This is a genomic window from Thioalkalivibrio sp. AKL8 (assembly GCF_000380525.1).
In the GTDB taxonomy this organism is placed as follows: Bacteria; Pseudomonadota; Gammaproteobacteria; order Ectothiorhodospirales; family Ectothiorhodospiraceae; genus Thioalkalivibrio; species Thioalkalivibrio versutus.
Map to the genome: position 1 here is coordinate 393733 of NZ_AQYF01000008.1, position 12958 is coordinate 406690.

Sequence of the window (12958 nt, forward strand, 5' to 3'; positions counted from 1 at the left end):
TAAATATGACCTTACACGAACATGGAAAACGGTTGCCCACCCTGCCAGAGTACATCGACCTACTACTGCCGCTGGCTGACTCAAACGATACCGAACAGGTCAATCAGTTCGGCGCTGTAACTACAGGACGAAAAGACGAGTTTTTCTTAGTTCAGACCGCACCCAAAAAATACCGCATGATGCCCGGACCCGAGTTCAGCCCCCGACTTTATAGGGGACAAACAAAGCGACACCCCTCATGCAAGCCCCAGCTATTCCGAAACATAACAAAAGGCAATGCCCGACAAAAGTACTGCGAACACTATTACTGGACCGCAAAACGATACGAGCTTATCTACTTATTGCAAGAACACCCCGCGGTCAAGGACATCATGAGATGGGAGTTCGACGGCGCAGTTTTTGATTTCAACATACAAGCTGTCGCCCAGCACTACCAGTATAAAACTCAAATGTTAGACTTCAGTCGAAACAAAGACATTGCGTTGTTCTTCGCCACCCACGTTATTGACGATCCTCATAGCGACCCACGACCCGCTATTGGCAGTGACGCTGTGTTATACACTGTCGACGTAAGAACGCTCTGGCATCAACGACCGAATGATAGAGACCGCCTCACCCCCATAGGCGTAGACCCACTCCCACGGTCTGCAGCACAAAGTGCATTCGCCCTCGAAATGGATATTGGCGAAGATCTCGAAGACATGCCTGGGGTGCATACGGAGACCTTTACCGTCACCGAAGAGATTGCAGCGTCGGTCGCGGAAAGGTGTGGGAGCATCAAGGGCATATTCCCAAAAGATCCATTTGAAAGCCTAATCTCAAGGTCGAGAGAATCCAATCACGTAACAATCGATGCAATACACCTATGGGTAGAACACGGAAACATCTGGCCGGAATTAAGCGTTTCAGACGTTATCGATCTCATCACCGAGGGCGGGTATAACGTCAGCTATGAAGCAAGCCTTGAACCCACTCCGCAAGAGGTTAAAGAGGCTCAAGAGGAGTGGGAAGAAAGGCGCTCGTCATATATAGACCGGATTCGATGGCGAGGGGTATCAGATGCACAAGGATGGAGATGACGGAATAAAGGGTCCGAGGTCAGACCTTGCCTTTTGCCCCCGCATCAAGGGAGAGGCAAAGGTCAAGGTCTGATCCCCGTGATTCATGACCCCCGTGATTCCATGCGTTGGATCGCATATCCGCCGTTCGCGGACTTTTGGGGTCAGACCTTGCCTTTTGCCCCGGCATCAAGGGAGAGGCAAAGGGCAAGGTGTAACCCCGTGATTCCACCGTATGCCGTTGGGGACGTAGGATCCAAACGGGGCCAATGGCCCGCATCGAAATCGAACAGGGGGCATGATGGCTGAAGCGAATATGTGGATGGTGCGTGCGGGCCAGGGAGGGCGGCAGGCCGATGAGTTTCTTGAAAAGGGGCATGTCGGCATTGGCTGGGAAGAGATAGGCGATCTGTCCGCCTTCGCGAACAAAGCATCGCTGGTACATGAATACCGCTCCCGCTTTCCGGACTGGCCCGATGGCCGACGAATGAGCGCGGCGAGCCAACTGATCCGTTTTCGGGACGAGATGGCTGCGGGAGACCGAGTACTCACGTACGACTCCAGTCGCCGGATCTATCACGTCGGGACCATTACAGGGGAATACCGGCATGACACGGCAGTGCTGCCGCCGTGCGAGAACGTGCGCGCCGTAGTGTGGCAGGCGGAGCTGGATCGGGACCGTCTGTCGCTCGCAGCGCGGAATTCACTCGGGTCTACCCTCACGCTATTCCGGATCTCGGATGCGGTCAGGGAGGAGATCGAAGCCCTGCTGAGCGGGCAAGCAACCGCGCCGGTCCCCGGAGAGGAGCAGGATGACGGCGAGGACGAGGAAGCCCTTCTGAAACGCTACCGCGAAGAGGCGGTGGAGATCATCAAGGACCGGGTGATCCGTCTGGATGCCTGGGAAATGCAGAGCCTGGTGGCCGGCCTGCTGCGTGCGATGGGCTACAAGACGCGAGAGTCTTCACCGGGGCCGGATCGGGGCGTGGACGTGATCGCCTCCCCCGATGGCTTCGGGTTCGAGTCGCCGCGCATCGTGGTCGAGGTGAAACACCGGCCGCATACGACCATGGGCGCGCAGGAGGTTCGCAGCTTCCTGGGCGGCCGCCACGGGGACGACAAGGGGCTTTACGTGAGTACCGGTGGCTTCACCAAAGAGGCCCGGTACGAGGCGGATCGGGCGAAGATCCCGTTGATGCTGATGGACCTCAACGGCCTGGTCACCGCCTTGATGGAACACTACGACCACGCCGATTCGGAAACCCGCGCGCTGGTACCACTGACACGCCTGTTCTGGCCGGCCTGACCAGTCCGAACGCGAGTGCGAGGACTGGAGTGATGGAGTCGGTCTTTGGCCCATGAAGCCTCCAGCATTGGGCGGTACAGGGTTGCATCACGGCTGTTGGAACGAGATGAGGGGCCAGGAGGAGAAGGAAATGAAGGCACGAGACTTTCTGGATCAGCTCGAGAAGCATGTCCGCAAAAAGGCCCCTTCAGGCTTAGGGGGAGAATGGACAGCCGCTATGCGGCCCATCTTGGATGGAATTGGCCAAACGTGGGATTATGAAATTAACCGCCAGGGGAAAAACGGCGAGATCAATCATATTGATTACTGTTTTTTCAAGAAGTGTTCCGGTCCAAATTGGTATCCACCTTCCGTGGTTCTGGAGCATGAGAATGCGTGGAATCTTGAGGAGACGCGCAAGGATTTCTGGAAATGCTGCCTGTACGCTGCGCCACTCCGCGTGACGATTGGCTACGCCAGTACAGAGGCCAACGCGCTGGAGTCCGGCCGTGAACTTACCGACTTTTTTGGTGAATACAGTTTGCACCGAATCTCCGGTGGTGAAGTGCTTCTTATATACGGATGGGAACAGTCGGATCTGCGCTCGCGTCAGTGGCTCTATTGGCTGCTTGATGGAAATAAGCGAAAATGGCAGGAAGGTCGAATTAACTGAACCATGGTTCTTGGATTTGGATTATATCACCATCGCATGCACTAGTTTAAAAAACGACCTATTCCCGCTAGCGCGTAATGCGTCCACAAGTGACAGCAAGGAGAATAGAAATGCCACTTGTTCGAGTCAGTTGCCAGATGACCGAAGACCAGAACTATGACGAAGATCCGCAGTCGATAATTGTTCTTTATGTGGCTTTGGGACCAGACAATCGACTGAATACAAAAATACAGTCGATTGGATATAACAGGTGCTGGACAGAGAATGGCAGGGTATACAAGAGATATCCTTTCATTCTCGATCTGAATGGGGTCCCGCCTGAGTGGGGCCGCTTGGACTACGGTGGATTTGATGAGGACTCGGATGACAGGATCAACCTGATTGGCCGATCGATAAGTTGCGATACGGAATTTACTTTCAGCGAGCGCCGAGACGGTGAGGAAACGCAATACACGTACGTGGTCAAAAGGGTAGATGATCCTGAGCAACTCCTTGCGGAACGAGAAGGATAGAGCCATGGAGCCGGTGACACAGCCGAAGATATTCAGCCAGGAGCTTTCGGCCGCGGCGCTTCATCTTCACCGATTCTTCGAGGCCTTCCAGGGTGGCTCCGCGGAGCCGGGTGACGCTCCCGCTTTCCAAGCCACGGAAGAACTCGACCGGCCGGGAGAATTTCTGCAGTGCTTGCTGGATGTGGTGCGGGTCAACTTCGATCCGCACGCCCCGGGTACTTTATTCCTAAACTCGAACATTGAACTGATCAACGAGGGGGTGCGGCCGGAGGGGTTCAGCCTGGGCTACGGCTCGTTGGTGTCCGGTTCGGGCGCGGGGCTCGAGTCGTTCTGGGAGTCGGAGGTCGTAACCTATCTAGGCGCATGCGGCTGCGATCTCACGGAGGCCCATGCGCTCTTCGTGACTATCACGACCGGTCCCGAACGCTTCCAGATCGGACTGGCGGATGCGGCCAGTACGGCGCTCGAAGAAACTCCCGGGCACGATGAGCGCCAAGCCAGCAACGGCGGAATTGAATCTTTTGGCTTCTGCATGGATCCAGCACTCGGCGATCGCCTGCGGGTCTCTGTGTGGGCATTCTCTGCGGCGCAAGCATGACTGGGTCGTGACGGGGTTGGACCACGGTAACAGACGGACTTTAAAACGATTGCGGAATCTAAAGGGCTGTTCCTGGGCCTTAAACGGCGCATTCCGGCCCATAAATGGGCTCTTGCTCTGAGATTAGATCCCACTCTGGCACCGCAAAGGGGATCGGTAGAGTCTCGGGCCGCTCCGACGGATTGCCGCGGCCTCTTCGAGGCCTCGCAATGACGGCGGGGAATGACGGGGCAGACGTGGCTTTGGCCCTCCGCCTCATATTCGAGTAAGAAATCACGGCTTGATCCGATACTATCCGGAATCCGCGCGACAGTGCGGGGCGCTTGGCCCATGGGAGGGTGGCTCCCCATGCTCGCCCCTTGGAAGGAGTAGTCGATGCAGTTCTCGCAAAAGGTGCAGCGGATCAGCGGGCGGTTGTTGAACGCCATCACGGTCGCTTTCGTGGTCCTGCTGGCGGGCATGATTGTGATTGTGGGCAACAGCCTGTGGCAGAACCAGCGCCTGCTGGACGAGCTGCATCACATCACGGAGGAGCGAGGACAGCGCATCCAGCTGGCGTCCGATCTGCTGGAGGCCGCCTACAATCGCCACCAGACCATGGTGAATCAGGTCATCACCGACGACCCCTTCGAGCGTGATGACCTGATGATGGCGTACCACCGCTGGGGGAACCGGGTCGGCGAGGTGCGAGCGGCCCTCAATGAGCGCGTGACCGAGGATTCGGCGCGGGCAAAGCTCCAGGAACAGGATGCCCTGATCCCGGAGATCGTGAGGCTGCAAGACCAGGTGGTGGACCTGGCGGCCCGCGAGGAGATCGCGCCGGCAATGGCGATCCTGAGCGAGCGTCTGTTTGATCTTGATCGGGAGTTCGACAGCTCCATCGAGGCGTTGCGAGCACATGAACGCGCACAGATGGAAGCGGCAGCCGAGCGCGCAGGCGAAGTCGGGGCGCACACGCAGCGCTTCATGCTGGTGTTCGGTGGCGGCGGCGTGGTGTTCGCGTTGGCTCTGATTCTGCTCACCCGGCGGACCCTGGTGACCATGCACCATGATTTGCGCGAGCAGGCGTCACAGCTCGACGAGGCCGGACGCCAGCTGCAGCACGAGGCTAGCCACGACCCGCTGACCGGTCTACCCAACCGGCGTGCTTTCTATAAGCGCCTGCAGGACGCAATCGCCTGGTCCCAACGGACCGGCGAAGCGTTCTCCGTGGGCTTCATCGATCTCGACCAGTTCAAGCCGGTGAACGATCGGTTCGGTCACGCGGCGGGCGACGAACTGCTGGGAGTCGTCGCACGCCGGCTGGAGGAGGCGCTCAGCGAGCCGGCCTGTGTGGCCCGGGTCGGGGGTGACGAGTTTGCGGTGCTGCTGTTTGGCGAGCACTCAACCGAAGCCGAGGGGAAGCGGCTGCAGGCGGCGGTGTCCCGGCCGGTCCGGCTTGCTGCGGGCGAGGTCACGCTGGCGATGACTCTGGGCTGGGCCTCCGGCCCGGGAGACGGCGATCCAGACGAACTGCTGGGGCGAGCCGACCGCGCGATGTATGGTCTCAAGGCGGGGCGCGGGACGTAGCCGGAGAAAGAGGACACCACCTTTCCGATCCGATCCGGCACCGCGAATGCTACCAACAAGGTCTCGGGCCAGTCCGGCCGATTGCCGCGGCCTCTGCGAGGCCTCGCAATGACGGTGGGCTGGGCTTGCGTGCGCTCAAACGCCACGAACCGTGAGCGGAGGTCTGGTGGCTGCCTAGTTCTTCTTCGACGCTCCACCAGGGTGGTGCAGCAGGCGTTCGCTTCGCCAGACGCGGACAACCCTCACCCGACCGGGATCACGCCGGTACACGATGCGGTGGACTCATAACGGGGTCGGACCACGGTAACCCGCTGTAGGGACGAGACTTTCCTGCTCTCAAGCGCGGTTTCGGGCCCTTAGTCGAGGCATTTCACCGCCGAAATGGGCCCTTCATGCCGCCCTGGGCGCACACACGCGCGATTGGCTCAAGATTGATATGGTTTCCGCCGAGGAACGACCCAGAACAACAACGAGAGAGCTGCACGGATGGCGCTATCAGACCGAGATTACGACCGCGACGGGCCGCCCCGTCGTAGGCGGGGGCGCAAGCCTGCCGCCCCAGAAGAATTAGCGCTGGACCGAAGCACCAAACAACTCCTCATGGTCGTGCTGATCCTGGCGCTCGTCCTCGCACTTGCCTATCTGCTCCACTACCACATGCAGATCCGGGCCGTGAACAACATGCTGGAGCGGCTCGGAGTCGTTCAGACCGAGGCCGCCGAGCAACTCGTCAAACCGGCGCTCGACGGTCTGCGCAGCCAACAGGAACGCCTGCAACAGCAACACCGACATCAAGAGGCGGCCCGTCAGCGTGAAGAGGCGCTCCGTCAGCGCGAAGCCGCACAGGCACGCAGAGAGCGTGAGTTCGAACGCGCATTCATCGCGCAGTACGAGGTGCCGGACGGCTGCGACAGCTGGGACTCCCAAGCCCAGATGGTCGAGTGCACGAACCAGCGCATCCGCGCGCGCCGCGAATTCCGGGCCGAATTCTTCCGGGAGCCCACCCCGGGCCAGATCCTGCTGGAGGACACGCCGCGATGACGCCGAAGACCCTTCCCGATTCTGCAGCCTTCCCGGACCCTGCCCCGGGGCAAGAGGCAAGGTCTGCCCCCGAAGTCCCGTGCGTCTTCGCCTCCATTGCGCAGGCGCGCGTGCTGTTGGCGTTATGCTTTTAGAGGACTCGTCAAGTGATAGAAGCAGTGTCAAGTAAGAACATCGAAGAAGTACTGCCGCTGATTAGAAAATACCAGGAGTTCTACAAGGTTCAGGAAATTGATGACGAGAAGAATCGAGTGTTCTTCTCGCAGTTCAGCGAAAATGGAAATAATGGCTGCATTTTCCTGTTCAGGAGCAAAGCCGGAGACGCCGTGGCTTTTGCTACTGTATATTTCACGTATGTATCCAGTATTCCAGCCCGGGTCGGCGTTATGAGCGACCTTTATACATTGCCAGCCCATAGAGGAAACGGGATAGGTAAGCGGCTGATCAATCATTGCCTGGAGTTCGCCCGGGAAAAGGGTGCAGCAAGACTTCAATGGCTTACAGCCCAAGACAATCATCCGGCTCAAAAACTTTACGACTCCCTTAATACAAAAAAGAGCGCATGGTATGTCTACACGTACAGCGCATAGCCAAGCAAAGCAGCTCGGCCCTGCGGACCTGCGGACTCATGACGGGGTCGGACCACGGTAACGAAATGAGAATAGGCTGAGCGTCATAATGTGGCGCCAAATTTTCGGGGCCAAGACGGCCCCGTTTTTCGTTCGCCCGCTAGATCAGATCACTGGAGTCAGCCGTTGCGCTTTGCTCCCGTGTCTACGGAGTCTAGTCCTCGTCTTCGGCCCTCGGAGAAACATGACCAGGTCGGACCACGGTAATGGAATCCCGGCATTTGCAGCGCACGCTGCACTGCACCGGTTTGATTGCCTTTGCGATAGCAAGGGGCTTTGCAGCCTGCATCAGGCTCAACCACCTGCGGCGGGCGGTTCTGGCGGCACAACCTTGTGCCGCGGGGAAACCGGCACCCCTCCCGCCGGAGGCGAATGGGCGCCGGGCGCAGGGGAAAGGCCCCGGAATCGCTTCCGGGGCCCGTTCGGACAGGGTGCTGCGGTGGCTTACGCCGTCGAGGCCGGGGCGGGATCCTTGCGCCGGCGCAGGGCCCAGCCGAGCATCACGAGGCCGATACCGACCAGGAGCAGCGAGCCGGGGGTCGGTACTTCGTTATTTCCGTTACCGCGGTAGTACACCGAAATGTGCGAGATGTCGCGATCCTCGCCCGCGCCCGACAAATCGAACGGGGGCGCGGTCAACGGGGTGGCGTAGGTCCCGCCCAGGGCGCCGTTCAGCATGTCGTAGGCCACGATGTTGGTGTCGGCGCCATCCTTGAACGCGAACATCAGGTTCTCGAAATTGCTCCAGAAGTCGAGAACCACCAGCTCCCAGGTCCCGCTCTGGGCATCGCCGCTGAAGCTCACGATGGTTGCCGGATCATTGGGGTCGTTGATCAGGTTGCCGTTGGTGTCCTCGTACTTGCCGTCGAACAGCCAGTCCGAGTAGCCGAAGAACTCGGCATTGTTGACGACTGTGAGGCTGGTATTCACGTTGCCGTCAAGCGGCTCCAGGACCTGGCAGCCCTGGTTGGGAGTGACCTTGTCGCCCAGGTTGCCGTCGAGATCGGAGCAGTTGATGACGCTGGCGGAGGCCGAGCCGGCGGCAATCATGCCTCCCGCGAGCAGAAGGGCGAGGGTTCCGCCCCGTACAGTCTTTGTAGTCATGGTTGTTACCTCGTGGGTCTGCGCAGGCAGGTTGTGGTTTGGGGTCTGCGCTCGCCCACGAATTTGCAACATCCATGCCCGCTGGATTCCGCTCTATATTGACGTTGGAAAACCGTAGGTTACGCGCACCCGACGGGGGGCGGTCGCAAACGCGATCATCGGGTGTAAAGGGTTCTGACGCGTGCACGGGTGAAGGACCTCGACCAGGTCACATCGACGGGGTTGGGCCACGGTAACTAGGCGTGTTAACGGGGCTTTCTGAACCCAAAGGGCTGTTTGAGGGCGTTAAACGGCGCATTGCGGCCCATAAATGGGCTCTTACTCTGAGAGAGGATCCCGCTCCGGCACCGCGAAGGCGACCGGTAAGGCCTCGGGCTGCCTCGACGGATTGCCGCGGCCTCTGCGAGGCCGCGCAATGAAGCCATCTCAACCTTTTCCCCCGCCCCTTCCGGTCCTGACGACACGCGGCGTACTCTGCTGTAGAAACGGAGTAGCACAAAAAAGGGGACAGAGATGGGGCTTTACGATCGCGACTATGTCCAGGAGAAACAAACGCCCCATACCAAGAAAGCGAGGGGTGATCGAACCAGGGGAACATCCAAACCTGGTGCTGACGCCCGCCGGACTCGCCCGGCTCAGACGTCGCACTCGACAACCGGGGCCCCACCCAGTCCAGACTGGAAGACGATCGTCCTATGGGCATCCCTCGCCGCGAACGTGATGCTTCTAACGGCCTTGGTCATCCTCCACGGAAGATAGGATCTCCCGGGGTCGGGAGAATCGAGGAAGACGGGGTCGGACCACGGTAAGCCGGCGGACAGCATGTGAGTGAATGAGGCGTCATAGTGAAAACACTGACTTTCAGGTATTGGGACCGCATTCGATCCAGCTTATGGTTCATCCCCACCGTGATGGCCCTGGGCGCGGTGTTTTTGGCCTTCATAAGCGTCGCCCTGGATAGGCCGGTGACGAACTGGTTGTTGCGTTCGTGGGGCTGGACATTCACCGGTGGAGCCGAGGGGGCCAGCGCCGTGCTGGGGGTCATCGCCGGATCGATGATCACCATCGCTGGAGTTGTGTTTTCGATGACGCTAGTCGCCCTGTCGCTGGCGACGTCGCAGTTGGGGCCGCGCTTGCTCCGCAATTTCCTGCGCGATACGACGACTCAGGTCGTGCTGGGCACGTTCGTTGCCACCTTCCTGTATTGCTTGCTGGTCCTCCTTACCATCCGGCGCGCGGAGGAGGTTGCTTTCGTTCCTCATATATCAATCACGCTCGGCGTGCTCTTTGCGGTCGCGAGCGTGGGGGTGCTGATCTATTTCATTCACCACGTGTCTGTTTCGATGCAGGCCAACGAAATCGTGGCGCGCGTGAGCGACGAGTTGATCGCCGGGGTGGACCGCCTGTTTCCGGAACACATCGGGCGGGGGACGTCTCGGACGTCGGCAACACCACCCGAGTCGGCATTTCTGGACGTATTTGACCGGGAGGCTCGTCCCATTCGAGCGAGCGCGGACGGATACATTCAGTTCATCGACACGGACGCCTTGATCGAGTTGGCGATGCAAAAGGATGTGGTCATTCGACTGGAGCGAGTACCCGGTGACTATGTGGTCTCCGGTGGCCCCCTGATGCTGGTCTGGCCGGGAGAAAGGGCCGCCGACGTGCCTGCGGATCAGGTCAACAACACCTTCGCCCTGGGTAACCAGCGGACTTCGGGCCAGGACATCGAGTTCGCGGTTACCCAACTCGTGGAGGTCGCTCTGCGTGCCCTCTCCTCGGGAGTGAATGACCCGTTCACGGCAATTACGTGCGTAGACCACCTGGCGTCCGCGTTGAGTCGTTTGGCTACGCGAGACATGCCATCGCCCTATCGTTATGACAGTACGGATCAGCTGAGGGTGATTGCTCCAGGGTCTACTTTTGTGGACGTCACAGATGCGGCCTTCAACCAGATCCGACAAGTGTCCCGCTCGAACACCGCGGTTACTGTCCGCCTGCTGGAAACGATCGCCGAGGTCGCGAGATTCGTACAGCGGCCAGAGGATCGCGCTGCGCTGTTACGGCACGCTGAAATGATTGCCCGTGGGGCTAGTGAGGGACAGCCCGAAGTTGAGGACCGCCAGAAGGTAGAGGAACGCTTTGAATATGCGAAACGATTGTTGAGCGTGTCGCCAAGGACAGGGTCGGACCACGGTAACGGACTGAGTTAACGCGGCTTTGAGAATTTGAAGGGCTATTTCCAGGGCTTACACGGGGCTTTTGGGCCCGTAAATGGGCTATTGCGGTGACGAGTCGCCGACGAGCGGAGGCGAAGAACTGCGGATGGGGTGCGCTACACTGGGGCGCACCCTTGTCCCGCGATCCATCATGCTGCTCACGTTCCTGATCCTGTTTGCCCTGCTGGGGCTTGGCGTCGCGCTGATGCTCTGGCATGCCCGGCTGGTGTTTACGGTGGAGCTGCGCGATGGCGCTGCCCGCGTGCGGCGCGGCAAGCCGCCGTCCGGGTTCGTGAGGGGCTGCGAGGACGTCGCTCGACAATACGGGCTGAAGCAGGGCCGGATCCAGGCCGTGCGCACCGACCGGGGTGTCGAGTTGCGCTTCTCCCGCCACCTCCCACCGAAGACGCATCAGGCCTTTCGCAACGTCTGGACACCCCCGCCCGGCGGAGGGGGAGGCGGCGGCATGCGCGCGACGGGATAGCGAGGCGCGGGGCTCGGGGTCAGTCCCTGGCTTTTGGTCCCGTGGCAATCGAGCGGCATCCAGGCCACTCCGACCGATTGCCACGGCCTCTGCGAGGCCTCGCAATGACGAAGGGGCCAAGTTCGCAAAAAGCTTCACACCGCATGCATTATATGAGTGGGTGCGAACCGGTCGTCCGGGTGGTTCGCGACGAGATGGCGAGTACGAGCCCGGCGGAGCCAAGGGGGCGCTGTTGAAGCTGACTATCGAAGAGCCGGGACCGTATCGGTTTGCCCTGAGCCATCTGGGCTTTCGCCCGTTCTTCTTGCTGGCAGGGCTGTACGCCGTGCTGGTCGTGGGTCTGTGGACCTGGCTCTACCAATTCGACATGGCGGCGCTGCCCACGGCCGCCTTTGGCGGGCCCTTCGCCTGGCACGGCCATACCCTGATCTTCGGCTACGCCATGGCGGTCGTCGCCGGGTTCCTGCTCACGGCTGTGCGCAACTGGACCGGGGTACAGACAACCCACGGGCCCGCGCTGCTGGTGCTGGCCGGGCTCTGGCTCGGCGGCCGGGTGGCGGCGTTGTTCGGGGACCCCGGGCTGGTGGCCATGGCGCTGTTCGATCTCGGCTTCACCCTGTGGCTGCTGGCCGCCCTGGCCCGCCCGGTATGGCAGACGCGCCAATGGGCCCAGCTCGCCGTGATCGGCAAGATCGCGCTGCTGGGGGCGAGCAACGGCCTGTTCTACCTGGGCGCCTTCGATCTGCTCGATGGCGGCCAGCGCCTGGGGCTCTACTCCGGGGTCTATCTGGTGCTGTCGCTGATCCTGATGATGGGGCGCCGGGTCATCCCGTTCTTTATCGAGCGCGGGCTGGATGGTGCCTTTACGCCGGTGAACCGGGACTGGCTGGACCGTCTCGCCCTGGTGCTGTTGCTCGCTTTCTGGCTGGTGGAGGTGTTCCTGCCATGGGCACCGGTCGCGGCGGGGCTGGCGGCTGGGCTGGCCGTGGCGCATGGCATGCGCTGGACGGGCTGGCATACGCCGGCGCTGTGGCGCAAGCCACTGCTGTGGGTGCTGATGATGGCCTACGGCTGGATCGTGATCGGCTTTGCCCTGCGGGCCGTGGCCGAATTCACGCCCCTCAGCCCGATGGCCGCGCTGCACGCCTTCACCTACGGGGGTATCGGCATGATGACCCTGGGGATGATGACGCGCGTCGCCCTGGGCCATACCGGACGTAACGTGTTTGACCCGCCGCGGGTCCTCGGGCTGCTCTTCGGCCTGCTGGCCATCGGGGCGCTGGTACGGGTGGCCGGCCCCCTGCTCTGGCCGGCCTTGACCGCCAGCTGGATGAGCGCCTCGCAACTCCTGTGGATCGCGGCCTTCGCCGGGTTTCTCTGGGTTTATGCCCCGATGCTGGTCAAACCACGCATCGACGGGCGTTACGGCTAGCTACCGAACTGTCGAGGCCGGACTGCGGCAACCGATTGGCTTGACGAGCTTGTCCGGGCGCGAAGGGCTCGTTGAAGGTCCTGGACGGCCCGACCTGGGCGTCGAAACCGGCGTTGGGTGAAGGCCGGACGACGTTTACCACCCGGAGGCCGAGTGGTTGCGGGCTCGCAGGGGCCAGACAGGCCTGGAGGATCAGGCGCGGGCGGTTGCCCTCCGGCGGTCGCGGGAGCCGAAGGACGGGGGCGACCGGGAATTCGCGCACCGGGCAGCAGTAGCCGAACCCTCGGCACAAAAAAACGCCCGGGATGGTCCCGGGCGTCCTGGTCTGCATGCCGGGCAAACCGCCCGGTTCAG

Annotated in this window: 11 protein-coding genes and 1 pseudogene; 10 read left to right on the forward strand and 2 right to left on the reverse strand. The window is 60.8% G+C overall.

What is annotated here, in order from left to right:
• The first annotated feature begins 5 nt into the window (after nt 1-5).
• From G335_RS13930 to G335_RS0109170, 5 genes are all read left to right on the forward strand, one after another.
• The gene (locus tag G335_RS13930; RefSeq protein ID WP_081623060.1) at nt 6-1079 is read left to right on the forward strand and encodes an FRG domain-containing protein; all 1074 of its coding nucleotides are present in this window, start codon (nt 6-8) and stop codon (nt 1077-1079) included.
• A 277-nt stretch (nt 1080-1356) separates the two neighbouring features.
• Nucleotides 1357-2364, forward strand: coding sequence for a restriction endonuclease (locus G335_RS0109155; RefSeq protein WP_018176547.1), 1008 nt, complete (start codon nt 1357-1359; stop codon nt 2362-2364).
• Between the two features lie 130 nt (nt 2365-2494).
• Entirely contained in the window at nt 2495-3016 is a 522-nt protein-coding gene (locus tag G335_RS0109160) for a hypothetical protein (protein WP_155986713.1), read from the forward strand.
• 516 nt (nt 3017-3532) lie between these two features.
• Nucleotides 3533-4126, forward strand: a complete 594-nt coding sequence (locus G335_RS0109165) for a hypothetical protein (RefSeq protein ID WP_026304802.1) — start codon at nt 3533-3535, stop codon at nt 4124-4126.
• Between the two features lie 375 nt (nt 4127-4501).
• Nucleotides 4502-5695, forward strand: coding sequence for a diguanylate cyclase domain-containing protein (locus tag G335_RS0109170; protein WP_018176550.1), 1194 nt, complete (start codon nt 4502-4504; stop codon nt 5693-5695).
• A gap of 174 nt (nt 5696-5869) precedes the next feature.
• On the opposite strand, the pseudogene G335_RS14360 reads toward G335_RS0109170, so the two are convergent.
• Nucleotides 5870-5971, reverse strand: a pseudogene (locus G335_RS14360) (type II toxin-antitoxin system RelE/ParE family toxin); the annotation flags it as partial.
• A 324-nt stretch (nt 5972-6295) separates the two neighbouring features.
• On the opposite strand from G335_RS14360, the gene G335_RS0109175 reads away from it, so the two are divergent.
• Both G335_RS0109175 and G335_RS13940 read left to right on the forward strand, forming a co-directional pair.
• Nucleotides 6296-6736 carry a hypothetical protein gene (locus G335_RS0109175; protein WP_018168022.1) on the forward strand — a complete coding sequence of 147 codons (441 nt, stop codon included), beginning with the start codon at nt 6296-6298 and terminating at the stop codon, nt 6734-6736.
• Nucleotides 6737-6882: 146 nt separating this feature from the next.
• Nucleotides 6883-7326, forward strand: coding sequence for an N-acetyltransferase (locus tag G335_RS13940; protein WP_081623061.1), 444 nt, complete (start codon nt 6883-6885; stop codon nt 7324-7326).
• 483 nt (nt 7327-7809) lie between these two features.
• Here the strand turns inward: G335_RS13940 and G335_RS0109180 are convergent, their stop codons facing one another.
• Complete coding sequence (locus G335_RS0109180) at nt 7810-8415, reverse strand: PEP-CTERM sorting domain-containing protein (RefSeq protein ID WP_018168024.1); 606 nt, start codon at nt 8413-8415, stop codon at nt 7810-7812.
• 899 nt (nt 8416-9314) lie between these two features.
• On the opposite strand from G335_RS0109180, the gene G335_RS0109190 reads away from it, so the two are divergent.
• The 3 genes from G335_RS0109190 to G335_RS0109200 all read left to right on the forward strand — a co-directional run bounded on the left by G335_RS0109190 (nt 9315) and on the right by G335_RS0109200 (nt 12604).
• Nucleotides 9315-10682, forward strand: a complete 1368-nt coding sequence (locus G335_RS0109190) for a DUF2254 domain-containing protein (RefSeq protein ID WP_018176551.1) — start codon at nt 9315-9317, stop codon at nt 10680-10682.
• A gap of 157 nt (nt 10683-10839) precedes the next feature.
• Nucleotides 10840-11172 carry a DUF3634 family protein gene (locus tag G335_RS0109195; RefSeq protein ID WP_018176552.1) on the forward strand — a complete coding sequence of 111 codons (333 nt, stop codon included), beginning with the start codon at nt 10840-10842 and terminating at the stop codon, nt 11170-11172.
• 232 nt (nt 11173-11404) lie between these two features.
• Entirely contained in the window at nt 11405-12604 is a 1200-nt protein-coding gene (locus G335_RS0109200) for an NnrS family protein (RefSeq protein WP_018176553.1), read from the forward strand.
• Nucleotides 12605-12958 lie beyond the last annotated feature (354 nt).

What these genes read in the sequence shown, in the direction of transcription:
- G335_RS13930 (WP_081623060.1), top strand. Translation starts at nt 6, where the DNA reads ATGACCTTACACGAACATGGAAAACGGTTGCCCACCCTGCCAGAGTAC.
- G335_RS0109155 (WP_018176547.1), top strand. Translation starts at nt 1,357, where the DNA reads ATGATGGCTGAAGCGAATATGTGGATGGTGCGTGCGGGCCAGGGAGGG.
- G335_RS0109160 (WP_155986713.1), top strand. Translation starts at nt 2,495, where the DNA reads ATGAAGGCACGAGACTTTCTGGATCAGCTCGAGAAGCATGTCCGCAAA.
- G335_RS0109165 (WP_026304802.1), top strand. Translation starts at nt 3,533, where the DNA reads ATGGAGCCGGTGACACAGCCGAAGATATTCAGCCAGGAGCTTTCGGCC.
- G335_RS0109170 (WP_018176550.1), top strand. Translation starts at nt 4,502, where the DNA reads ATGCAGTTCTCGCAAAAGGTGCAGCGGATCAGCGGGCGGTTGTTGAAC.
- G335_RS0109175 (WP_018168022.1), top strand. Translation starts at nt 6,296, where the DNA reads ATGGTCGTGCTGATCCTGGCGCTCGTCCTCGCACTTGCCTATCTGCTC.
- G335_RS0109180 (WP_018168024.1), bottom strand. Translation starts at nt 8,415, where the DNA reads ATGATTGCCGCCGGCTCGGCCTCCGCCAGCGTCATCAACTGCTCCGAT.
- G335_RS0109195 (WP_018176552.1), top strand. Translation starts at nt 10,840, where the DNA reads ATGCTGCTCACGTTCCTGATCCTGTTTGCCCTGCTGGGGCTTGGCGTC.